Here is a 21,298-nt window from a genome sequence, read left to right as displayed (position 1 = left end):
ATGTCAGGCGATATGGGCTTTGTAGGCGGCCTCATCCATGAGGCTGGCGAGCTGACTTTCGTCGGCGAGCTTCATCTTCCACAGCCATCCGGCCCCGGTTGCCGCCGAGTTGACCAGCGAGGGGTCGGACGACAGCGTGCCATTGGCTTCGGTGATTTCGCCATCGACCGGCGCATAAACGTCCGAGGCTGCCTTGACGGACTCGACCACGACGGCGGTGTCGCCCTTGGCGAGCTTCTTTCCCGTTTCCGGCAGTTCCACGAAGACGAGGTCGCCGAGCTGCTCCTGCGCGTAATCGGTGATGCCGACGGTGGCGATGCCGCCCTCGACGCTGAGCCACTCGTGATCCGATGTGAAATAGGTTGTTGCCATGGAATTCATCCTTTGCGGTAGCGATGAGGGGTGAAGGGCAGAGAACTGACATCGACTGGGATCTTCGTGCCGCGCACGTCGGCGAAAATCCGCGTTCCGGGCTTTGCCAGCGGCGTGGAGACATAACCCATGGCGACCGGATGGCCGGCGGAAGGGCCGAAGCCGCCCGATGTGACATGGCCGGCAGGATTGCCGTCGGCTTCGAACAGCGCGGCACCGGCGCGCACCGGCTGGCGACCCTCCGGTTTCAGCCCGACGCGCTTCTGCGCCGGACCACGTTCCACCGCGGCGCGCAAGGCGTCGGCGCCAATGAAGGTGCCGGAGGCACGGATTTCTTTCGGGATCGCCCACATCAGCGCCGCCGCGGCCGGGTCGGTCTCGGGCGTGATGTCCTGGCCATGCAGGCAGAGGCCGGCCTCCAGCCGCAGGCTGTCGCGCGCGGCAAGGCCGATCCAAAGCACGCGTTCATCCTCCAGCAGCTTGGTGACAAGGTCACGCGCATCGGCTTCCGGCAGGCCGATCTCGAAACCGTCCTCGCCGGTGTAGCCGGACCGGCTCATGAACCAGTTTTTTCGCGGCTCGACCCCATGCATGAACAGCAGCGAGCCGGTCTCGATGCCGGCGCGGGAGAGTGCAGCCCAGGCTTCGGGACCCTGGATCGCCAGGAAGACGCGGTCGAGCGGCTCGACCTTCACCTCGAAATCGGTCGCCAGGGCGCGCAAATGCTTTTCGTCGGCGACGGCATTGCCGGCATTGGCGACCACCATGAACCTGGTGTCGCCGAGTCGGGTGACGATCAGGTCGTCGAGAATGCCGCCTGCTTCGTTCAGGAAAAAGGATAGCTTTGACTGCGAGATTTCGAGCGCGCCGGCGTCCAGCGGGCAGGCGCGGTTCAACAGCGCAACCGCTTCCGGGCCACTGACCTCGAACAGTTTCATATGCGAGATGTCGAACAACCCCGCATGCTCGCGGGTGTGAAGATGCTCTTTCATGACGCCGGCCGGATAGGTCAGTGGCATCGACCAGCCGGCAAAGGCGCCGAAGCGCGCTCCGGCAGCCGCATGAATATCTTCGAGGGGAAGGTGTTTGTCGTCGTCGCCCGTCATGTCGCCTCCAGAGTCGCACGCAATCGGCCGCTGATGGCGACCAGTCCGTGCCCCTCTGTCTGAAGCCTGAGAGACTCGCGCAGCCGGAACTCTGTCAGCGGCGCTTACACCTTCGGCGCGGGGGCAAGCCCCGACTTTCCAGAGTGTCTTTCCCGTCTACGGTTCTTTTGCCTGAGAGATTTCGGGCGATTTCCCCTTCGGCGGCAGCTCTCGCTGCTCTCTCCCGCAAACAGGTAGGACTCAGAACCCTGAGCCCTCGACGCGCCATCCATAGCCCGTCGACGACACCTTGTCACCTCCCAGCGACATTGTTCTGACAAGTCTTCGCTAACCACGCCGTTTGCCGGTTTTTCAAGACACTCCTGATAAAGCTGACCGATGTGACGCGTTGGGGCGGACGGGGACGACAGATGGGCGAGTTGATCATGAGTGCTCCGGTGGCGGGGCTGACTTCGAAGAACCGCATTGCTTCAGAGGACGTCGTGATGCTGCGCCGCGACGTGTTCGCCGACGGCGTGGTGAGCCGGGGCGAAGCCGAGGCCTTGTTCGCGCTCAACCAGACGGCGCGGGACAAATGCGCGGAATGGGCGCCGTTCTTCGTCGAGGCGGTCACCGACTACATCGTTCATCAGGAAAAGCCCTTGGGCTACATTTCGGGGGAGAATGCCGACTGGCTGGTCCGCACGATTTCGCGCGACGGCATGGTCGACAGCCGGACCGAACTCGAATTGCTGGTCCATGTGCTGGAAGAGGCGAAATCCTCGCCGAGCCGGCTTTGCGTCTACGCGCTGGAGCAGGTCGCCCACGCCGTCGTCGACGGTAAGGGACCGCTGATGCTCGGCGGCGCGCTGGTGCCCGGACTGATCGCCGGGGCCGAAGTCGAGCTTTTGCGCCGCATCCTCCATGCCCATGGTGGCGACGGCAACATCGCCATCACCCAGGCCGAGGCCGAGGTGCTGTTCAGGATCAACGAGCGGACCGCCCAGGCCAATAACGATCCGTCGTGGAACGACCTGTTCGTCAAGGCGATCGCCAATTTCGTCATGTGCTCGGCCGGTTATGAGGCGCCCACCCGCGAGGTGGCGCTGCGCCAGGAAACTTTCCTCGATCATGCCGATCCGGAAATCGGCGGCTTCTTCAGCCGCATGGTCTCCGGCGGTCTTGCCGGTGTCATCGAGGCCTACCGCTCTCCTGACGACATAGAGACCGAATGGGAGGCCAAGAACAGGGCCGCCGAGGCGCTGGCCCGCCGTGCCGAGACGATCGATGCCTGTGAGGCAAAGTGGCTGGTCGGACATATCGGGGTGAACCGGCCTCTTTACGAGAATGAGCGTGCGCTGCTGACCCTGATCAAGCATGCCTCGCCGGAAATTCATCCGGCGCTGAAGCCGTTGCTTGACAAGGTTGCCTAAGCCCCGCCGTCCGCTGCTATCGTTTTGCAAAGAATGATATTGGAATGGCCTTCGGGCCATCCCGAGAATTCGGCCATACGCTCGAAGCCAGCCTTTTCATAGAGATCTGGTGCCTGGAAGTCGTGGCTGGAGACCCAGATTTTCCTGACACCGCGATCGGCGGCCTCCGCGACAAAGGCGTCTAGCAACTGCCTTGCGTAGCCGCGACCTCGGTGAGCCTCGTCTATCCACATCAAGGTCAGTTCGGACGTGCCCGCCCAGGAATAGCCGGCGGCTACTCCGACCGCGTGTCCCGCACCATCGCGGATGACAAAGGTCAGCCCTCGGTCATCATCGCGGTCGATCATACGTCGGTTATCGCGGTTGAGACGATCCTCGAGCGAACTCAATTCCATGGGGGACAAGTCGTGCTCGGCCCGTATGCGAGGGACCGTCAAATCCCGCCATACCAGTCATAGCCGTTGTCTTCCCAATAGCCGCCCCGGCCGCCGCCGATAGTGGCGAAGCCATCGACCAGTTCGATCTTGTAGAGATATTTCGGCATTTTGTAGCCGAGCTGGCGCTCGACGCGAACACGCAGCGGCGCGCCGTTCTCGACCGGCAGCGGCTTGCCGTTCAGGCCGTAGGCAAGGATCGTTTGCGGATGGCGGGCATCGATGAGGTCGATCGTGCCGTAATATTTGATGTCGCCTGACAGGCTGCGGTCGATCGTGTCGAGGCAATGGAACATGACATAGCGGGCCTGTGGCTTGACCACCGCCTGGTCGAGCAGCAGCGCCAGTGGCGTGCCGGTCCATTTGGCGATGCAACTCCAGCCTTCGACGCAATCGTGTCGGGTGATCTGGGTGCGGCTCGGCATGTTCATGAGCTGCTCGCGGGTGAGTGACAGCGGCTTTTCCACGAGGCCTGACACCTCCAGTCGCCAATCGGCGAAGTTGTTGGCGAGCAGGGCCTTGTAAGCGTCGTCGTCCGGCGCGGTCACGCCGTTCGGCCGCATTGGCTGACGGATATCAGCCTCGGTGAATTCGGGCGCCAGCGAATTGCCGCCGCCGAGCAACCGTTGTGCCTTGTGGGTCAGGCCATTGGCGTTTTCGAGGAAGCTGCGCAGGCCGCTGCCGATGCTGAGCTGGCTGTCGAAGGCGTCGCAGCCCGACAGCATGATGCCGGACGCGCCGAGGCCGGCGGCGGTGAGGAACTTTCGGCGGCTTATCTCAAATTTCGCCATCTCAGGCACTCCTCTCGGACGTTTTGTCGTCATGCACGGGAGGATCGGTGCGGTACCAGCCGGTAATGATCGAGCGCAGTTCGTTGATCGGGCCGGCGGCGAGGATCATCAGGATGTGAATGACGAAGAAGGCGACCAGCAGCACCATGACGGTGAAATGGATGGTGCGTGCCGTCTGCCGGCCACCGGTCAATTCATTGAGGAAGGGCAGCACCGAATTCATGCTCGGCGACATTGCAAGGCCGGTGATGATCATCAGTGGCAAGAGCACGAACAGCACGCCGCCATAGGCCATCTTCTGCAGCGTGTTGTATTCGCGCGTGTGGTGGAATTTCAGCCTGGCGTGGTTGGCGACGTCCCGGGGCAAGCGTTTGAGGTCATCCAGGCGAGGCGCCAGATCGCGGCGGATGTGGCCGTTGATCAGGCTGGCGACGAGCCAGACGATCAAGGTCGTCGTCAATACCCAGGCGAAGAAGAAATGGATCACGCGGGCGGTGCCGAGGTCATAGTAGGACGGGATCGTCGCCCAGGACGGGAAACCGCGCGCCGTCTCGTTACCGGTCGGGCCCGACCAGCCAAGGACGCCTGTCGTGTCAAAGCGGTGCCCGAAGATTTCGGTGTAGCCGCGCGGCCCGGCATTGGTGTTTTCGGCGCCTATGGCGAAAATGGTGTTGTTGTAGTCGAAGCCGGATTGCTTGCCGATGTAGAGCTGCGGGCGGGCATTGAAGATCTGCAGGCCGGACAGCAGCATGAAAAACAACGAGATGGCCCAGAGCCAGTGTGTCAGCCGCGTCCAGCGCGACTGCCGGTAGATCAATGTTTTCTCTTTTGACGCGGGGGCGCCCGGTCCAATTTCGGATTGGCTTCTGGCAACCGATTCCATCTTGTCTGGTCTCCCGGCCTTGCGGCTTGTCCTAAGCGTTCATTGTCCTCTTGATACGTCGCGATCCAAACCGATGTTTCATGCGATCACGGATTTATTACGGACCGCCCAGGCTGACGGCGAGATTGACGGCGGCGGCGACAATGACCGTATTGAAGAAGAACGACAGGACCGAGTGGACAAGCACGACGCAGCGCATGTGCGTCGTCGAGATGTTGGTGTCGGCGGTCTGCGCCGTCATGCCGATGACGGTCGAGAAATAGAGGAAATCCCAGCCCTCGGGGCGTTTGTCGCCCGGGAACAGCAGGCCGCCGACCGGAATCTTCTTATTGGTGCCGGCGTCGACCGCGTCGCCGTCCATCCAGTAGACATGGGCATAGTGGAGCGCAGCCATGGCATGGATGGTGAACCAGCCGAGCGGGATCGACAGCAGTGCGAAGCCGAGTTCGATCGGGTGATCCCCATCCTTGCGATTGATCAGCAGGAACAGGGAGACAAGGGCAACGCCGACGACAACGAGCGTGACCGCGAAGATCACCAGCACCGGCTGATCGGTGGCGCGTGCATTCTTGCTCAGATACTTGCCGGTGAATTTGGGCATCTGGCTGACGACAAGAAGGACGTAAGCGGCAAAAAATATGTTGGCGCCGATCGAATAGGCGAGTGGGGCGTGCAGCAGCAGCGCCACAAGCAGCGCAAACGCACCGATACAGGCCGACACCGCGAACAGCATGTGGCGCTGCATCGGTTTCTTGATCGGGGTTTCGGCGGCCATGGCGGTCTCCACCTGGATGGCGCTTTGTTGCTAGCCCGGTGTGGCGGATTTCAGCGCGCGCCGCAAGATGCGGTCAAGTTCACCCAGGAACCGGGAACGATCCTGCGGCGCGAAGCTGGCATTGTAGCCCTTGCTCTCGCCGGTTTCGCGCAAATGCTGCTTGAGGTCCCGCATCGCCACCGCCATGCCGATCGTCTCGGGCGTGAACGGCCGCCCGGTCGGTCCCAACACATGCGCGCCGAGCGCCACCGTGCGGGCGGCGAGCGGAATGTCCGCCGTCACCACGATGTCGTTGGGCTTGGTGTTCTCGACGATCCAGTCGTCGGCGGCATCGGCACTCTTGGAGACCACGACATTGCGGATCATCGGGTCGCGGGAGGGACGCAGACCGCCATTGGAAACATAGGTGATGACGACGCCATGGCGTTCGGCGACCTTTTCTACCTCGGCCTTGACCGGGCATGCGTCGGCGTCGACGTAGATGGCGGGTGCGGGCATTGTCTCTCCGGAAACGAGCAAGGGCCGGAAACATATCCGGCCCCTGCCTGAAATCTCTCGGTGGTCAGGCCGGCAGGGCGCCGGATTTCTTCGCCGTCCAGGTGGCGATATAGTCCATCAGGCCCGGATTGAGGCAGTCATAAGGTTCCAGCCCGATCGTCTTCAGCCTGCCGCGAATGCCGTCCATGCGGCTTGGGTCGACACCCGATTCGATGATCGAGGAGACGAAGGCGGTGAAGCCCGGAGGCGACCAGCCGTCTTCCTCGAAGCGCTCGGGATGGATGAAGGACAGGCCCTTGAACGGATGGTCGCGCTCGACCGGCCCGTGCATGTGGACGCCGCATTGGGTGCAGGCATGACGCTGGATCAGCGCCGAGGGGTCGACCACCTTGAGCTTGTCGCCATTCTCGGTGACGGTGACATCGCCGGTGCCGGCAACGGCCACCACCGAGAACACAGCACCGTCCGGCTTCCAGCATTTGGTGCAGCCGCAGGCGTGGTTGTGGGCGATCTGGCCCTTGACCTTCACCTTGACCGGCTTGCTGGTGCAGGCGCAGACCAGCGTGCCGCCGGCAAAGCTGGCGCTCTCCTTGGGCAGCCCATTGTCGATCTTTGGATGCAGTTTCTCCGCCATTGTTTCTCTCCTCCCATGTTTCACCACAGGGGTCGCTGGCCGGATGGCCGGCGGCGTGTGGCTGTCTTTAGTAAACCACGACACTCCGGATCGATTTGCCCTCATGCATGAGGTCGAATCCCCTGTTGATGTCCTCGAGCTTCAGCGTGTGGGTGATCATCGGGTCGATCTGGATCTTGCCGTCCATGTACCAGTCGACGATCTTCGGCACGTCGGTGCGGCCGCGCGCGCCGCCGAAGGCGGTGCCCATCCAGCTGCGCCCGGTGACCAGTTGGAACGGCCGGGTCGAAATCTCCTGGCCAGCACCGGCGACGCCGATGACGACCGACTTGCCCCAGCCGCGATGTGAGGCCTCGAGTGCCTGGCGCATGACCTTGGTGTTGCCGGTGCAGTCGAATGTGTAGTCGGCGCCGCCGATCTGGTCGGCTCCGCGCTTGGTCATGTTGACGAGATAAGGCACGATGTCGCCGTCGATCTCCTTCGGATTGACGAAATGCGTCATGCCGAATCGCTCGCCCCATTCCTTCTTGTCGTTGTTCAGGTCGACACCGATGATCATGTCGGCGCCGGCAAGCTTCAGGCCCTGGATGACGTTGAGGCCGATGCCGCCGAGGCCGAAGACGACGGCGGTGGCGCCTTGCTCGACCTTGGCGGTGTTGATGACCGCACCAATGCCGGTGGTGACGCCGCAGCCGATGTAGCAGATCTTGTCGAAGGGGGCGTCGGGGTTAACCTTGGCCACCGCGATCTCCGGCAGCACGGTGAAGTTGGAGAAGGTCGAGCAGCCCATGTAGTGGAAGATCTTGTCCTTGCCGATCGAAAAGCGCGACGAGCCGTCCGGCATCAACCCTTGCCCCTGGGTGGCACGGATGGCGGTGCACAGATTGGTCTTCCTCGACAAACACGACGGGCACTGACGGCATTCGGGCGTATAGAGCGGGATGACATGGTCGCCCTTCCTGACCGAGGTGACGCCCTTCCCGACATCGACGACGATCCCGGCGCCCTCATGGCCGAGGATGGCGGGAAACAGGCCTTCGGGATCGGCGCCCGACAGCGTGAATTCGTCGGTGTGGCAGATGCCGGTCGCCTTGATCTCGACCAGCACCTCGCCATCGCGCGGTCCATCAAGGTCGACCTCCATGATCTCCAGCGGCTTTCCGGCGGCGACAGCGACAGCGGCGCGGGTTTTCATCGGGCAATTCCTCCAAAGGCGATTTTGAGCCAAGGTTTCAGGTTTTGAGCTGCTCATCAACTCTCAGATGAGACGAAATCTTGGCTTTCTTGACGCAGATAGCACACCGTCGACAACCAGCCCGGCTCGGCAGGGGAGTGCGACGGAAGCATTGGGAGGGACGCCCGTCATGTCGTCCGCTGCGGCACTTGAGACCTGGCGACATAGTCCATAGAACTGAACCATCTGCCGGAGGGGAATTCTGCCCGCATGTTCACCAAAATCCTGATCGCCAATCGTGGTGAGATCGCCTGCCGCGTCATCAGGACGGCGCGCAAGATGGGCATTTCCACGGTCGCCGTCTATTCCGACGCCGATCGCGATGCCGTGCATGTCGAAATGGCCGACGAAGCGGTGCATATCGGGCCGTCGCCTGCCGCGCAGAGCTACCTCGTTCCTGAAAAGATCATCGCGGCCTGCAAGGCGACGGGCGCTCAGGCCGTGCACCCCGGCTATGGCTTCCTGTCCGAGCGAGCCGCGTTCTGCGAAGCCCTGGAAGCGGAAGGCATCGTCTTCATCGGGCCGAAACCCAGGGCAATCAAGGCGATGGGCGACAAGATCGAGTCGAAGAAATTCGCCAACGCTGCCGAGGTTTCGACGGTTCCGGGTTGGCTCGGCGTCATCGAGAATGCCGATCACGCCGAAAAGATCGCCGGCGAGATCGGCTATCCCGTGATGATCAAGGCCTCGGCCGGTGGCGGCGGCAAAGGCATGCGCATCGCCTGGGACCAGTCGGAAGTACGTGACGGATTCGATCGGGCGCGCTCGGAAGCCAAGAGTTCGTTCGGCGACGACCGTGTCTTCATCGAAAAGTTCGTGGTCGACCCGCGTCACATCGAAATCCAGGTGCTGGCCGACGGGCATGGCAACGCGCTCTATCTTGGCGAACGCGAATGCTCGATCCAGCGCCGCAACCAGAAGGTGGCGGAAGAGGCGCCATCGCCCTTCCTCGATGCCAGGACGCGCAAGGCGATGGGCGAGCAGTCGGTGGCGTTGGCCAGGGCTGTCGACTACCAGAGCGCCGGCACCGTCGAGTTCATCGTCGACAAGGACAAGAACTTCTATTTCCTTGAAATGAATACACGATTGCAGGTCGAGCATCCGGTGACCGAACTCGTCACCGGCATCGATCTGGTCGAGCAGATGATCCGCGTCGCCGCCGGCGAAAAGCTCGCCATCAAGCAGAGCGACATCAAGCTGAACGGCTGGGCGGTGGAAAGCCGGCTCTACGCCGAGGATCCCTATCGCAATTTCCTGCCGTCGATCGGCCGGCTGACACGCTACCGGCCACCCGAGGAAGGCCGCTTCGGCGATGTCGTCATCCGCAACGACACCGGTGTCACCGAAGGCTCGGAAATCTCCATGTTCTACGATCCGATGCTGGCCAAGCTGTGCACCTGGGCGCCGACGCGGCTCGAGGCCATCGACGCCATGTCGGAAGCGCTGGACAGCTTTGTCGTCGACGGCATCGAGCACAACATACCGTTCCTGGCGGCGCTGATGCAGCATCCACGCTGGCGGGAAGGGGCGATATCGACCGGCTTCATCGCGGAGGAATATCCCGACGGTTTTGCCCCCGTCGTGCCGAACAGCGGGGAAAAAGCCGTTCTGGCATCGATCGCGACCGCGGTGGAACTGCTGCGCCGCGACCGTCTCGACCGGCTGGGCGGGCGGCTGGCGCCGCATTCGGGAGCGCTCAAGCGCGACTGGGTGGTGAAGATTGGCGATGAGTATTTGTCGGCGTCGATCCTCGAAGGCATGATTTCCATCCCAATGGAAATGGACCTGTCCATCGATGGCGGCAAGGCGCTGACCGTTTCGTCCGATTGGCGGCCCGGCGATCTCATCTGGCGCGGCACGGTCGGCGAGCGCAGGGTTGCCGCCCAGATCCGTCCTGTCGCCAATGGCCTCCGCATCGCCTGGAAAGGCATGTCGGTGACCGCGCGCGCCATGCTGCCGCGCACCGCCGAATTGGAACGGCTGATGCCGGAGAAAATAGCGCCGGACACGTCGAAACTGCTGCTCTGCCCGATGCCGGGCCTCGTCGTGTCGATCGCCGTTGTCGAAGGCCAGGAGGTCAAGGCGGGCGAGACGCTGGCCGTGGTCGAGGCGATGAAGATGGAAAACGTTCTGCGCGCCGAGCGCGACCTCGTCGTGGCGAAACTCAATGCCAAGCCGGGCGACAGCCTTGCCGTCGACGCGGTGATCATGGAATTCGCCTGAACGGCTGGAAGCCTGTGGGTCGGTAGTCGTTTGTGCTGGACTGGTATCGCCCGGTCCCGGACAATACATCTCCATCGACTCAAGTCTTACGGACAGCGCGAGAAACCATGGCGGATGAGAGACTTCCACGCGATCCCCTGAAGCGCGAGGCCGCGATCGCGGCCGCGCGGCCGGAGGTGCCGGCGCGGCCGTTCGTCCATCTGCGCGTGCACTCGGCCTATTCGCTGCTGGAAGGCGCGCTGCAACTCGGCAAGATCGTCGGCCATGCCGTCAAGGACGAAGCGCCAGCGATCGCGGTGACCGACACCAACAATTTGTTCGGCGCCTTGGAGTTCGCCCAGAAGGCGGTGAAGGACGGCATCCAGCCGATCATCGGCTGCCAGATCGCGCTTGCCTTTTCCGGCGAAAACAGCGACGGCCAGCGTGACCGTCGTCGGCAAGGTCCCGATATGCGGCCGGTCGTGCTGATCGCGGCGACCGAAACCGGCTATTCCAATCTCGTCCGGCTGGTCAGCCGCGTTTACCTTGAAACACCGCCCGGCGAAGCGGTGCACCTGACCACCGAAATGATGGATGGCCAATGTGACGGCCTGATTTGTCTTAGTGGCGGGCCGCGCGGCCCGATCGGCATGGCCCTGAAGGAAGATCGCCGCGATCTTGCCGAAGCGCGGCTGGTAACGCTCAAGGCGATGTTCGGCGACCGGCTCTATGTCGAGCTGGACCGGGTTTCGGGGTACGACCGGATGATCGAGAAATCCTCGATCGATCTCGCCTATGCCCATGAATTGCCGCTGGTTGCCACCAACGAGGCCTTCTTCTCGTCGCGCGACGAGTATGAGGCGCATGATGCGTTGATCGCCATCGCCGAGGGGTCGGTTGTCGCCGTCGACACCCGCCGCCGGCTGTCGCCGGACAATTTCCTGCGCAGCCAGGCCGATATGGCGAAATTGTTCGCCGACCTGCCTGAAGCCATCGACAACACTGTCGAGATCGCGCTGCGCTGCTCCTACTATCCAAAAACCCGCAGTCCGATCCTGCCGCGTTTCACGGGCGGCGATGCCTCCGACAAGGACGCCGCCGAAAAGGCCGAGGCCGAGGAACTGGCCCGTCAGGCGCGCGAGGGGCTCGATGCACGGCTCGCCCTGCACGGACCGACACCGGGCTACACGATCGAGCAGTATCGTGAGAGGCTCGAATTCGAGCTTGGCATCATCGAGAAAATGAAATTCCCCGGCTACTTCCTGATCGTTGCCGACTTCATCAAATGGGCCAAGGCGCAAGGCATTCCGGTCGGGCCGGGGCGTGGTTCGGGCGCTGGTTCGCTGGTTGCCTATTCGACCACCATCACCGACATCGATCCGCTGCGTTTCTCGCTGCTGTTCGAACGCTTCCTCAATCCGGACCGCGTGTCGATGCCCGATTTCGACATCGATTTCTGCCAGGACCGTCGCGAAGAGGTGATCCGCTACGTCCAGCAGAAATACGGCCGCGACCAGGTCGGTCAGATCATCACTTTCGGTACGCTGCAGGCGCGCGCCGTGCTGCGCGACGTCGGCCGCGTGCTGCAGATGCCGTACGGCCAGGTCGACAAGCTGTCGAAAATGGTGCCGCAGAACCCGGCCAATCCGGTCAAGCTCGCCGACGCCATCGCCAACGAGCCGCGCTTTGCGGAGGAGGCCGAGAAAGAGCCGATCGTGCAGACGCTGCTCGACATGGCGCAGAAGCTGGAGGGCCTCTACCGCCACGCCTCGACGCACGCCGCCGGCATCGTCATTGGCGACCGACCGTTGTCGGAACTGGTGCCGATGTACCGCGATCCGCGCTCGGACATGCCTGTCACCCAGTTCAACATGAAATATGTCGAGCAGGCGGGGTTGGTGAAGTTCGACTTCCTCGGCCTGAAGACGCTGACGGTGCTGGAGACGGCCGTCAAGTTGATCCGCCGGCGCGGCATCGATATCGACCTGGCGACCATCCCGCTCGACGATCCCGAGACCTATGCGATGCTGTCGCGCGGCGAGGTGGTCGGCGTGTTCCAGGTGGAAAGTGCCGGGATGCGCAAGGCGCTGATCGGCATGCGGCCCGACTGCATCGAGGACATCATCGCGCTGGTTGCCCTCTACCGGCCGGGACCGATGGAGAACATCCCGACCTACAACGCCAGAAAGCATGGCGAGGAGGAGATGGCCTCGATCCATCCCAAGATCGACCATCTGGTGAAGGAGACGCAAGGCGTCATCGTCTACCAGGAACAGGTGATGCAGATCGCGCAGGAGCTGTCCGGCTATTCGCTTGGCGAAGCCGACCTTCTGCGGCGCGCCATGGGCAAGAAAATCCGGGCCGAGATGGACAAGCAGCGCGAACGCTTTGTCTCCGGCGCGGTCGAGCGCGGCGTCGCAAAGCCGCAAGCCGACTTCATTTTCGACCTGCTGGCAAAGTTCGCCGACTACGGTTTCAACAAGTCTCATGCCGCTGCCTACGCTGTCGTCTCCTACCAGACCGCCTATCTCAAGGCGCATTATCCGGTCGAGTTCCTGGCAGCGTCGATGACGCTAGACATGGGCAACACCGACAAGCTCGCCGACTTCCGCCAGGATGCGCTGCGCCTCGGCATCGAAGTCCTGGCGCCGTCGGTGATGACGAGTTTCCGTGCCTTCGAGGTCGGCGACAACCGGATCTATTATTCGATGACCGCGCTGAAGGGCGTCGGCGATGCCGCGGTGGAGCACATCGTCGCCGTTCGCGGCGAAAAGCCGTTCAAGAGCCTGGCCGATTTCTGCGAGAGGGTCGACCCGAAGATCGTCGGCAAACGGGTTTTCGAAAGCCTGATCATGGCTGGCGCGCTCGACTGCTTCGGCCACGATCGCGCCCAGATGTTGGCCGGCGTCGAGCGAATGATGGGGCTGGCGTCGCTCGCCCAGCAGAACGCCGTTTCGGGTCAGGCCGACATCTTCGGCGCATCCCTCGGCGCACAGTCTCAGGCGCTCAACCTGCCGGCGACCGATCCGTGGCTCGCCGCCGACCGGCTGCACCGCGAGTTCCAGGTCGTCGGCTTCTATCTCTCGGCGCATCCGCTCGACGAGTACAAGGCGGCGCTGCAGAAGATGCGGGTGCAGAACTGGGCGGAGTTCTCCGCCGCCGTCAAGCGCGGTGCTTCCGCCGGCCGGCTTGCCGGCACCGTTACCAGCAAGCAGGAGCGCAAGACGCGCACCGGCAACAAGATGGGCGTGGTGGCCTTTTCGGACACCTCCGGCCAATACGAGGCCGTATTGTTTTCAGAAGGTTTGGCCCAGTATCGCGACCTCCTCGAAGCCGGCCGCTCGGTTGTCATCACTGTCGCGGCGGAGGACAGGCCCGAGGGCGTCAACCTGCGCATCAACTCCGTGCAATCGCTGGAGGACGAGGCAAGCCGCATCCAGAAGGCGCTGCGCATCTTCGTCAGGAACGATGGACCTGCCTCGATGATCCAATCCCAACTCACGCAGCGGGGTGAAAGCCAGGTGAGCATCATCGTGATCAAGGAAGAGGCGCAGGGCGAGGTCGAGATCGCTCTGCAAGGCGGCTATCGCGTCTCGCCACAGATCGCCTCGGCAATGCGCGCCGTGCCGGGCGTGATTGAAGTGGAACTGGTGTGATCTGCGCGCTTACCAGGCGGCACTCCGCGGGCCGGCACCGGCTGCTCATGCCAGCATGAAGGCCAAGGAGAGGCGTCCATCGCAGAACCTTTCCGCGACGGCGCGATTACGCGACAGGCTGCGCAGGCTCTATCACGGACGCTCGCCGGCCGCGTTCCGGTTCCAACTGGTGGCTGTCATCATCGACCTCGCCATCATCGCTTTTTTCATCGCCACCCCGGTCATCCAGCAGTCGCCCTCGTTTCTGTGGCTAGACTATGCCGTGGCGGCTCTCGTCGCCGCCGATCTGATTGCCAGGCTGCTCGCCTCCAACGACATGCTGCGCCTGACGAAGCAGCCGACCTTTTGGGTGGATGCCTTCATCCTTCTGACGCTGCTGATGCCGACGGCTCTCGCGAGCCTCGGCTTTCTGCGCATCCTGCGGCTATGGTCGCTGTCGCGCAGCGGTTCGATCTGGCGGCATTTCGAGATGCGTGGCCTGCGGCCCTGGCGCGAGGCAAGCCACGCGGTGATCAACCTTTTGACCTTTCTCTTTGTCATCACGGGCTTCGTCTACACGTTCTTTTTTCGCAACGGAGCCGGACTGGAAAACTACATCGACGCGCTTTACTTCACCGTCGCGACCGTGACGACGACAGGCTTCGGAGACATCGTGCTGCCGGGCATCGCCGGCAAGCTGACGGCGATCGTAACCATGATCATCGGCATATCGCTGTTCGTCAGGCTGGCGCAGGCGATCTTTCGGCCGGCCAAGGTGTTCTTTCCCTGTCCGCAATGCGGGTTGCAGCGTCACGAGCCGGACGCCGTACACTGCAAGGCGTGCGGACACGTGCTCAACATTCCAGACGAAGGGAACTGACTGGCAACGCTATGACGCCGCGACTTCTGCCGGCTTGACTGCCTTGCGCTGCAAGTTGAGCAGATTGCCCATCAGGATCAGCAATGCACCGCCAGCGGTGAAGGCGTCGATCTGCTCGCTGTAAAGCAGCCAGCCGATGAGCGCCGACAACGGTACACGCAGGAAATCCATCGGCGAAATGACGGTGGCGTCGGCGTAGCCAAGCGCGCGGGCCATGCAGAAATGCGAGGACATGCCGGTGAAGGCGATCAGCACGATCCATGGCCACAGTTCCAGCGGCGGGTTGCGCCACTCGTAAAGGGCTGGAACGAGGCCGACCACCGACTGGATGATCAGCATCCAGAAAATGATGCGCACGACGCTGTCCGTCCGCGTCAGCGACTTGACCAGGACCACCGAGATGCCGAAGCAAACCGCGGCGCCGAGCACGATGAGATGGCCCGGATCGACCGAGCCCACACCGGGACGAACGATGATCACCACCCCGATCAGGCCCAGTACGATCGCGGCAAGCTTTGGCCGGGACAACCTTTCACCAAGAAAGCTCACCGCCAAGATAGCCGTCCAGATCGGTGTGGTGAATTCGATCGAAATCAGCACGGCCAACGGAATCAAGGTCAATGCGTAGAGCCATGCCGCCTGCCCGGTATAGTGGATGACGTTTCTGGCGATATGAGCGACGGGACGCTGCGTGCGCATCGCCGCGAAGCCGCCGCTCATCATCACCAGCGGCAGCAGAATGAAGAACCCGATGACCGAGCGCAGTTCCAGCACCTGGAAGACGTTGAGCTCGGCGGTAGTGGCGCGGCCGGCGACCGACATCGCCAGGAACGAGGCGATCGACAGCGCCATCCAGAAAGCGGCCTTGGGGATCGAGGGGGTAGGTGCCATGTCAGCTATCTCGCAAGCCGGGGTTTTTGCCGCAACCACTAGCCGCCGCATTTGACTGGGCCAGAGATATTGACGCGACGTTGCAAACAGCCCTGTCGCGGGCGGAACCTGACATGGCAAGCCGCGTTGAGTCGCGATGTCCGCCTGAGCATCACCGATCGCCGTTCCACCCGTCACAAGGAGACCTTCGATGACATTACTCACGCGGTTTGTGCTTGCCGGGTGCCTGGCTGTCGCGGCCACTGCCGCGCATGCGGACGAGAGCAAATTTCTCCAATCCTTCAAGGGCAATTTCGCCGGCAAGGGAACCGTTCAGGTGACGACGCAGGCGCCAACGGTCAGCGTTTCCTGCACGTTCAAATCGAATGCGACATCGTCTTCGCTGTCCCTCGACGGCAACTGCCGCGGCCTGATCCTGGTGACACGCGCCATCAGTGCTCGCCTGAAGACCAGCGGCGCCAAATACAGCGGTGTCTATGTGGGATCGCGCACCGGACCGGCGCAGTTGAACGGAAGCCGTTCCGGCAATGCGATAAACCTCGCCATCCGCTGGGCCAAGGAGGTCAATGGCGACCGCGCCGCGCAGCTTACCGTGCAGAAAAACGGTGCGGACGGCATTGTCTTGACCGTGGTCGACCGCGATCCCAAGACCGGCAAGAGCGTGGTGACCAGCCGCATCGATCTTCGACGCAGCTGATCGGGTTCAATCTTCCAGCGGTTCCGGCGGATGGGCGTCGCGGCCCTTGCCGAAGGTGTAGCCGGTTTGCACCGCCTTGCGGCCGAACTTGTCGCGTAGTGCATCGATGGCGCCTTCGGCCATGGCGCGCTTGCGCGACTGCACATCGACCAAATCCGGCGGATCGGCCTTATCATCGTCGGAGAGGTCGCTGACGCCGATGCCGAGCAATCGGAATTTCGTTCCGTCGGTCTCCTTGCGAAGAAGTTCCACGCCGGTCGAAAAGATGCGGTCGGCGAGGCGGGTCGGGTCGCCGAGCTGACGGTTGCGCGTGCGGAGCCTGAAGTCCTGGGTCTTCAGCTTCAGCACCACGGTGCGCCCCGCAATGCCTGTTTTCTTCAGCCTCGCCGAGACTTTTTCCGAAAGGCCCCTCAGCACCGAGACAAGCTCGTCCAGTGAGGCGATATCGGTGTCGAAAGTGGTTTCGGCCGATACGCTCTTGGCGTCCTGGTCTGGGTCGACGCGGCGGACATCCTCACCGCGCGAAAGCCGGTAGAGCCGTTCGCCCATCACCCCATAGCGGCGCATCAGGTCGCCACGCTCCATCTTCTGGAGCTGGCCGATCGTGCGGATGCCATCCTGTTCCAGCGTGGCGTTGAACGCCTTGCCGACGCCCCAGATCATGGTCACCGGCTGCGTGGCCAGAAAGCCGACCGCCTCCGCCTCGCCGATGACGGAAAAGCCGCGCGGTTTGCGGAAATCGGACGCTATCTTGGCGAGGAATTTGCAATAGGACAGGCCTGATGAAACGGTGATGCCGATCTCCTTCTCCACCGCCAGCGAAAAGCGCGCCAGCACCACGGCCGGTGGCAGTCCGTGCAGGCGCTCGGTGCCGGCGAGGTCGAGGAAGGCCTCATCGATCGACAACGGCTCGACCAGCGGTGTCAAAGCCTGCATCATGGCGCGCACCTCGCGGCCGACGGCCACGTACTTTTCCATGTTGGGCGCGATCACGACCGCCTCCGGGCAGGCCTCGAGCGCCTTGAACATCGGCATGGCGGAGCGCACGCCGCGGATGCGAGCGATGTAGCAGGCGGTGGAGACGACACCGCGCTTGCCGCCGCCGATGATCAGCGGCTTGTCCTTGAGCGCAGGGTTGTCGCGCTTCTCGATGGCCGCGTAGAAGGCGTCGCAATCGATATGGGCGAGGTGCAGCCGGTAAAGCTCGGGATGGCGGGCAAGGCGAGGGCTGCCGCAGCGTTCGCAACGGCGCGTTTCACTGCGCTGAAAGGTCAGGCAGTCACGACAAAAACCGTGGTCGGGATTGTTGACAGGGGTCGCCATCGCTGCGAACATAAAGAGAACAAAACCAATGGTACGACAGCGCAAGGCCAGCGACAAGCCTGGCCTGGGGAGAACGCATGAGCACGACCGTAGTGCCGCTGGCGCCAGAGCTCTGGCCTGAATTCGAGGACCTTTTCGGCAAGCAGGGCGCCTGCTACGGCTGCTGGTGTACGCATTTCCGGCTGGCGCCGGCGGCGCGGCGCGAGAGCAGCCGTGAACGCAACAAGGATCACATCAAGGCGCGCATCGAGGCCGGCCCGCCGCCCGGCCTGCTGGCTTTCGAGGACGGCAAGGCGGTCGGCTGGATGCAGATCGGGCCACGCGCCGACGTGCCCGAATGGAACAACAAGGGCAGGGGCTCGGCGCCGATCGATCCCGCCGACGCGTCCGATCCGGCCGTTTGGGCGATCTCGTGCTTTTTCATCCGCGCCAAGGCGCGCGGCAGGGGCATCACCCACCGCCTCGTCGAAGGCGGCATCGAGTTCGCCCGCAGGAACGGGGCGCGGCTCGTAGAGGCCTGCCCGATCGACCTTTCGCGCGATTCGCGTTCGATCGGCCTGTTTGTCGGGTCATCGGGGGTGTTCGAGAAAGCCGGCTTCGAAAGGCTTGTGGAGCGCAAGGCCGGTCGGCCGCTGATGCGGCTGGTGTTGAAGCCGATTGCCTGACTGTCATCGTCTTGCGGTCGCGATGGTATTTCCCTACCAGAGATACGAAACCATTTTTGCCTTTTTGACGAACGGAGAATTCCCGTGAACCGTATGCTGCCTATTGCCTTTACCGCGTTCCTGCTGAGCGCGCCTGCTTTCGGCCAGACCGTCGACAGTCAGGGCGCCAAGCAGTTGTCCGATGATCTGTCGCGCTATGTCGGCAAACAGGCGCTCGACAAGGGCATCCTGAAGGTTTCGGCCGAAGGCGCCGCCTACAAGATCGTGGTCGATTTCAAGGCGCTGGCCAGCAGCTTTCCCGACCAGAAGCTGGTGAAATTCGACTTCGCGCCCTACGCCCTGCTGGTCAAGCCGCGCAGCGACGGGTCCTGGGATGTCTCGATGGATTTTTCGCAGAGCGCCTCCTTTGAATTCAACGGCCCTCAGGGAAAGCAGAGCACGCAGTTCTCGATCAAGGACGGCAAGGGCAACGGCGTCTACGATCCCAAGCTGGCGGCCTTCACCAGCGCCACGAGCTCGATGGCCGGAATGACGATGTCGTCGCAGGACGCCAAGCAAAAGATGGATGTGACCGCCGGTGCCGGCACCGTGACGCTTTCCGCGACCAAGGCGACCAATGGCGGCGTTGATTTCACGACGTCGCAAAAGATTTCGAGCTTCGTCGAAGCGATAAAATTCAACGACGCCGAGAGCGGGCTGAATTTTCCCGTCACCGTGAAGTCGCCGGAATTTTCCGTGGAGGCCAGCGGCAAGGGCGTGCAGACCAAGCCTCTGCTCGATCTCCTGGCGTTTGCCGTGGCCAATGAGGACGAGAAGACGCTGAAGGCAAACCAGGCGCAGCTCAAGTCGCTTCTGCTTGCAGCGCTTCCGGTGTGGGAGCGTATCGACGGAACCTATGGCTTCAAGGACTTCGCGGTCGACAGCCCTATCGGCACGTTCGGAGCAACCCAGTTCGGCATAGCGTTCGGTTCCGACGGCGTCGCCCAGAACGGAAAGGTCAGCTATGGCATCAAGGCTTCGGGGCTGACCGTGCCGCAGCAGCTTTTGCCGAGCTGGAGCGTGGCGCTGCTGCCCACCGATATCGACCTGAATTTCGGCGGCGCCAACATCGATCTCGACAGCATGGCAAAGAAGGCCATCGAAGCCTTTGATCTCAACCAGGATCCGCCGCTGCCGGCCGAGTTCGGCGACCAGCTCAAAGCCGAATTCCTGGCCAAGACGCCGAAGGTCGTCATCGGCCACAGTACCGTAAAGAACAAGGACATGGAGATCGCGCTGGAAGGTGAGATGACAAGCTTCGGCCAGAAACCCGACGCAAATCTCACTGTCGACGTCGCTGGCTTCGACAAGATCATGGAGCATCTGCAGGAAGCGGCGAAGGCGGAGCCGGAAGTCGGGCAGTACGTGCCTGTCGCTCTCATGGCGAAGGGTTTTGCCAAGACGCTGCCGGACGGCAAGCTGGAATGGGCTATCAACACCAAGGCCGACGGCTCGGTCACCGTCAACGGCGTCATGCTGAAGCCCGCCGACCCGGCGGTGGACGATAGCGTCGACGACGGTGACGGTTCGGACGATGAGAGCGGCGGCGATAATGGCGGTAGCGATAATGGCGGCGGCGCTAACGGCGGGGCAGGGGCGAAGCTCAATCCTTGAGTGTTCTGCCCTTGAGCAAATCCGGAACCGTTTTTCGGTCCGGGATCGCACCAGAACGCCTGGATTAGAACCCCAGCGCGCCAGCGATCTTAGGCGCGGCTTCGTGCCAATCCTGGACGACGATGACATCGTCCGGGACCGATGGCAGGAACGTACGCAGCGAATTGTCGGCCATCAGATGGAATAGGTTTGCGTCGGCGACCGAGTCACGCACCGACGCCAGATTGGCTGGCTGATCGTCGACGAAGACCACCGGCCTGCCGCTCTTGCCGCGCAGTTTGGCTACCGCCGGGCCCTTGGCCATTTCGGTGGTCAGCAGCGGATAGGCTAGCCCCAGTGCATCGAGATGGGCGCGTCGCACGGCGCGATGCCGGTGCGGCATGGCTGTCAGCAATATGATTTCGGCACGGTCTCCAAGTCCGGTCAGGGCTTCCGCGGCGCCATCGGTGATGCTTTGCCAATCGGCTTGCGCGTCGAAGAAATCGCCCAGGAGTGCGGTGACTTCAGGTTGTTCGATCAGGCGGCCGCTGGCTGTCTCGGCAATGTTGCCGGTCAGCCGGAAGGACGCCAGCGTCAGGCCATAGCCGCGCGCCTTGAGGAAATGCGGGAAGGGCCGGATGAATTCGAGCACCACGTCATCGACATCGAGCACCAGCAGCGGTCGGTCGTCAGCCGCCAGTTCCTCGATCTGGCGCGCGGTTTCGGGATCATCGCTCATGTGGAGTGCTCGTGATTGTCATCGCCAAGCGGCAAGGCGCGCAACGCCTTGCCGACAGCCGCTGGTGGCGTGCCGGTTTCCTCGGCGAAGCGCATCAAGGTCGGCTCGTGGGCAAGAATGAACTGCAGGACGCCGGCCAGGAAACCCGGCTCGCCGGCCGCCCGGCGGATCGAATGCGCCTCTATTCCCGTGATTGCCAGAAAGCGCGGTAAAAGCTCCGGATCGGTGGCAACGAAGCCCAGTGCCTTTACGGCAATGGTTTCCGCCTCTTCGCGCATTGACGCTGCGTTTGCCATCACTACCTTCGGTGCGTGGAATGAGTCTCTCCCGCAGTAATGGCAAGAATTGCTTGCGGCAAGCCATTAGCGTGTGGCGCGCCTTTTGGACGCGCAGGGAGGCGAGGCGGAATTCGTGCTGCTTTGCAGGCTTCGGGTTTCCGTTTCGTCAATCATATTGCCGTATAGTGAAGCAGGGTTTGGTGCGTTCAAGGAAAGA

20 protein-coding genes and 1 riboswitch are annotated in these 21,298 nt (G+C 62.7%); of the genes, 7 read left to right on the top strand and 13 right to left on the bottom strand.

From position 1 onward, the window contains the following. Window positions 1-3: 3 nt before the first annotated feature. Together gcvH and gcvT are read right to left on the bottom strand one after the other, a co-directional pair. Complete coding sequence (gene gcvH / locus LB524_RS15710) at window positions 4-372, bottom strand: glycine cleavage system protein GcvH (RefSeq protein ID WP_015317602.1); 369 nt, start codon at window positions 370-372, stop codon at window positions 4-6. A 5-nt stretch (window positions 373-377) separates the two neighbouring features. After that, window positions 378-1,478 carry a glycine cleavage system aminomethyltransferase GcvT gene (gene gcvT / locus LB524_RS15705; RefSeq protein ID WP_140716754.1) on the bottom strand — a complete coding sequence of 367 codons (1,101 nt, stop codon included), beginning with the start codon at window positions 1,476-1,478 and terminating at the stop codon, window positions 378-380. A 149-nt stretch (window positions 1,479-1,627) separates the two neighbouring features. After that, a riboswitch (glycine riboswitch) is annotated at window positions 1,628-1,714 on the bottom strand. A 174-nt stretch (window positions 1,715-1,888) separates the two neighbouring features. On the opposite strand from gcvT, the gene LB524_RS15700 reads away from it, so the two are divergent. Then, on the top strand, window positions 1,889-2,890 hold the full coding sequence (locus LB524_RS15700; RefSeq protein WP_140790995.1) for a hypothetical protein: 1,002 nt from the start codon (window positions 1,889-1,891) through the stop codon (window positions 2,888-2,890). Here the strand turns inward: LB524_RS15700 and LB524_RS15695 are convergent. From LB524_RS15695 to LB524_RS15665, 7 genes are all read right to left on the bottom strand, one after another. After that, window positions 2,887-3,285 carry a GNAT family N-acetyltransferase gene (locus tag LB524_RS15695; RefSeq protein ID WP_015317605.1) on the bottom strand — a complete coding sequence of 133 codons (399 nt, stop codon included), beginning with the start codon at window positions 3,283-3,285 and terminating at the stop codon, window positions 2,887-2,889. The two genes, LB524_RS15700 and LB524_RS15695, sit on opposite strands and share 4 nt — an antisense overlap. A gap of 38 nt (window positions 3,286-3,323) precedes the next feature. After that, window positions 3,324-4,115, bottom strand: a complete 792-nt coding sequence (locus LB524_RS15690) for a molybdopterin-binding protein (protein WP_140616171.1) — start codon at window positions 4,113-4,115, stop codon at window positions 3,324-3,326. 1 nt (window position 4,116) lies between these two features. Continuing rightward, window positions 4,117-4,998: a cytochrome b/b6 domain-containing protein gene (locus LB524_RS15685; protein ID WP_224527948.1), complete on the bottom strand. Its 882-nt coding sequence runs from the start codon at window positions 4,996-4,998 to the stop codon at window positions 4,117-4,119. A gap of 97 nt (window positions 4,999-5,095) precedes the next feature. After that, window positions 5,096-5,773: a DUF1345 domain-containing protein gene (locus LB524_RS15680; RefSeq protein WP_015317608.1), complete on the bottom strand. Its 678-nt coding sequence runs from the start codon at window positions 5,771-5,773 to the stop codon at window positions 5,096-5,098. Between the two features lie 30 nt (window positions 5,774-5,803). Continuing rightward, window positions 5,804-6,271, bottom strand: a complete 468-nt coding sequence (locus tag LB524_RS15675) for a YaiI/YqxD family protein (protein ID WP_140723596.1) — start codon at window positions 6,269-6,271, stop codon at window positions 5,804-5,806. 64 nt (window positions 6,272-6,335) lie between these two features. Then, window positions 6,336-6,905: an S-(hydroxymethyl)glutathione synthase gene (gene gfa / locus LB524_RS15670; protein ID WP_224527946.1), complete on the bottom strand. Its 570-nt coding sequence runs from the start codon at window positions 6,903-6,905 to the stop codon at window positions 6,336-6,338. 67 nt (window positions 6,906-6,972) lie between these two features. Beyond that, entirely contained in the window at window positions 6,973-8,100 is a 1,128-nt protein-coding gene (locus LB524_RS15665; protein WP_140793377.1) for an S-(hydroxymethyl)glutathione dehydrogenase/class III alcohol dehydrogenase, read from the bottom strand. Between the two features lie 249 nt (window positions 8,101-8,349). Here LB524_RS15665 and LB524_RS15660 point away from each other — a divergent pair, with 249 nt between their 5' ends. From LB524_RS15660 to LB524_RS15650, 3 genes are all read left to right on the top strand, one after another. Further along, window positions 8,350-10,362 carry an acetyl/propionyl/methylcrotonyl-CoA carboxylase subunit alpha gene (locus tag LB524_RS15660; RefSeq protein ID WP_224527944.1) on the top strand — a complete coding sequence of 671 codons (2,013 nt, stop codon included), beginning with the start codon at window positions 8,350-8,352 and terminating at the stop codon, window positions 10,360-10,362. Window positions 10,363-10,469: 107 nt separating this feature from the next. After that, on the top strand, window positions 10,470-13,997 hold the full coding sequence (gene dnaE, locus LB524_RS15655; protein WP_224527935.1) for a DNA polymerase III subunit alpha: 3,528 nt from the start codon (window positions 10,470-10,472) through the stop codon (window positions 13,995-13,997). A 55-nt stretch (window positions 13,998-14,052) separates the two neighbouring features. Further along, window positions 14,053-14,856 carry a potassium channel family protein gene (locus LB524_RS15650; protein ID WP_140661174.1) on the top strand — a complete coding sequence of 268 codons (804 nt, stop codon included), beginning with the start codon at window positions 14,053-14,055 and terminating at the stop codon, window positions 14,854-14,856. A 9-nt stretch (window positions 14,857-14,865) separates the two neighbouring features. Here LB524_RS15650 and LB524_RS15645 read toward each other — a convergent pair whose 3' ends face one another. Beyond that, entirely contained in the window at window positions 14,866-15,747 is an 882-nt protein-coding gene (locus LB524_RS15645) for a DMT family transporter (RefSeq protein WP_140723582.1), read from the bottom strand. Window positions 15,748-15,937: 190 nt separating this feature from the next. Between LB524_RS15645 and LB524_RS15640 the strand changes: the two genes are divergently transcribed. Next, a complete protein-coding gene (locus LB524_RS15640) occupies window positions 15,938-16,444 on the top strand; it encodes a hypothetical protein (protein ID WP_015317615.1) in 507 nt (168 codons plus the stop codon). 6 nt (window positions 16,445-16,450) lie between these two features. On the opposite strand, the gene LB524_RS15635 is transcribed toward LB524_RS15640, so the two are convergent. Continuing rightward, window positions 16,451-17,779: a DNA polymerase IV gene (locus LB524_RS15635; RefSeq protein WP_224527933.1), complete on the bottom strand. Its 1,329-nt coding sequence runs from the start codon at window positions 17,777-17,779 to the stop codon at window positions 16,451-16,453. Between the two features lie 65 nt (window positions 17,780-17,844). Here LB524_RS15635 and LB524_RS15630 point away from each other — a divergent pair, with 65 nt between their 5' ends. Then, on the top strand, window positions 17,845-18,432 hold the full coding sequence (locus LB524_RS15630) for a GNAT family N-acetyltransferase (protein WP_015317617.1): 588 nt from the start codon (window positions 17,845-17,847) through the stop codon (window positions 18,430-18,432). Between the two features lie 93 nt (window positions 18,433-18,525). After that, window positions 18,526-20,085 (top strand): hypothetical protein, encoded by a 1,560-nt coding sequence (locus LB524_RS15625; RefSeq protein WP_224528123.1) that lies wholly within the window; start codon window positions 18,526-18,528, stop codon window positions 20,083-20,085. Window positions 20,086-20,149: 64 nt separating this feature from the next. On the opposite strand, the gene LB524_RS15620 is transcribed toward LB524_RS15625, so the two are convergent. Together LB524_RS15620 and LB524_RS15615 are read right to left on the bottom strand one after the other, a co-directional pair. Then, complete coding sequence (locus LB524_RS15620) at window positions 20,150-20,803, bottom strand: hypothetical protein (protein WP_015317619.1); 654 nt, start codon at window positions 20,801-20,803, stop codon at window positions 20,150-20,152. Then, entirely contained in the window at window positions 20,800-21,099 is a 300-nt protein-coding gene (locus LB524_RS15615; RefSeq protein ID WP_140793364.1) for a DUF3572 domain-containing protein, read from the bottom strand. Before LB524_RS15615 ends, LB524_RS15620 begins: the two co-directional genes overlap by 4 nt. Window positions 21,100-21,298: the final 199 nt, after the last annotated feature.

It is taken from the genome of Mesorhizobium sp. ESP6-5, from assembly GCF_020164695.1.
Taxonomy (GTDB): Bacteria; Pseudomonadota; Alphaproteobacteria; order Rhizobiales; family Rhizobiaceae; genus Mesorhizobium; species Mesorhizobium australicum.
Note: the sequence above shows the minus strand (reverse complement) of the source record. Positions and strands in the feature narration are given on the sequence as shown.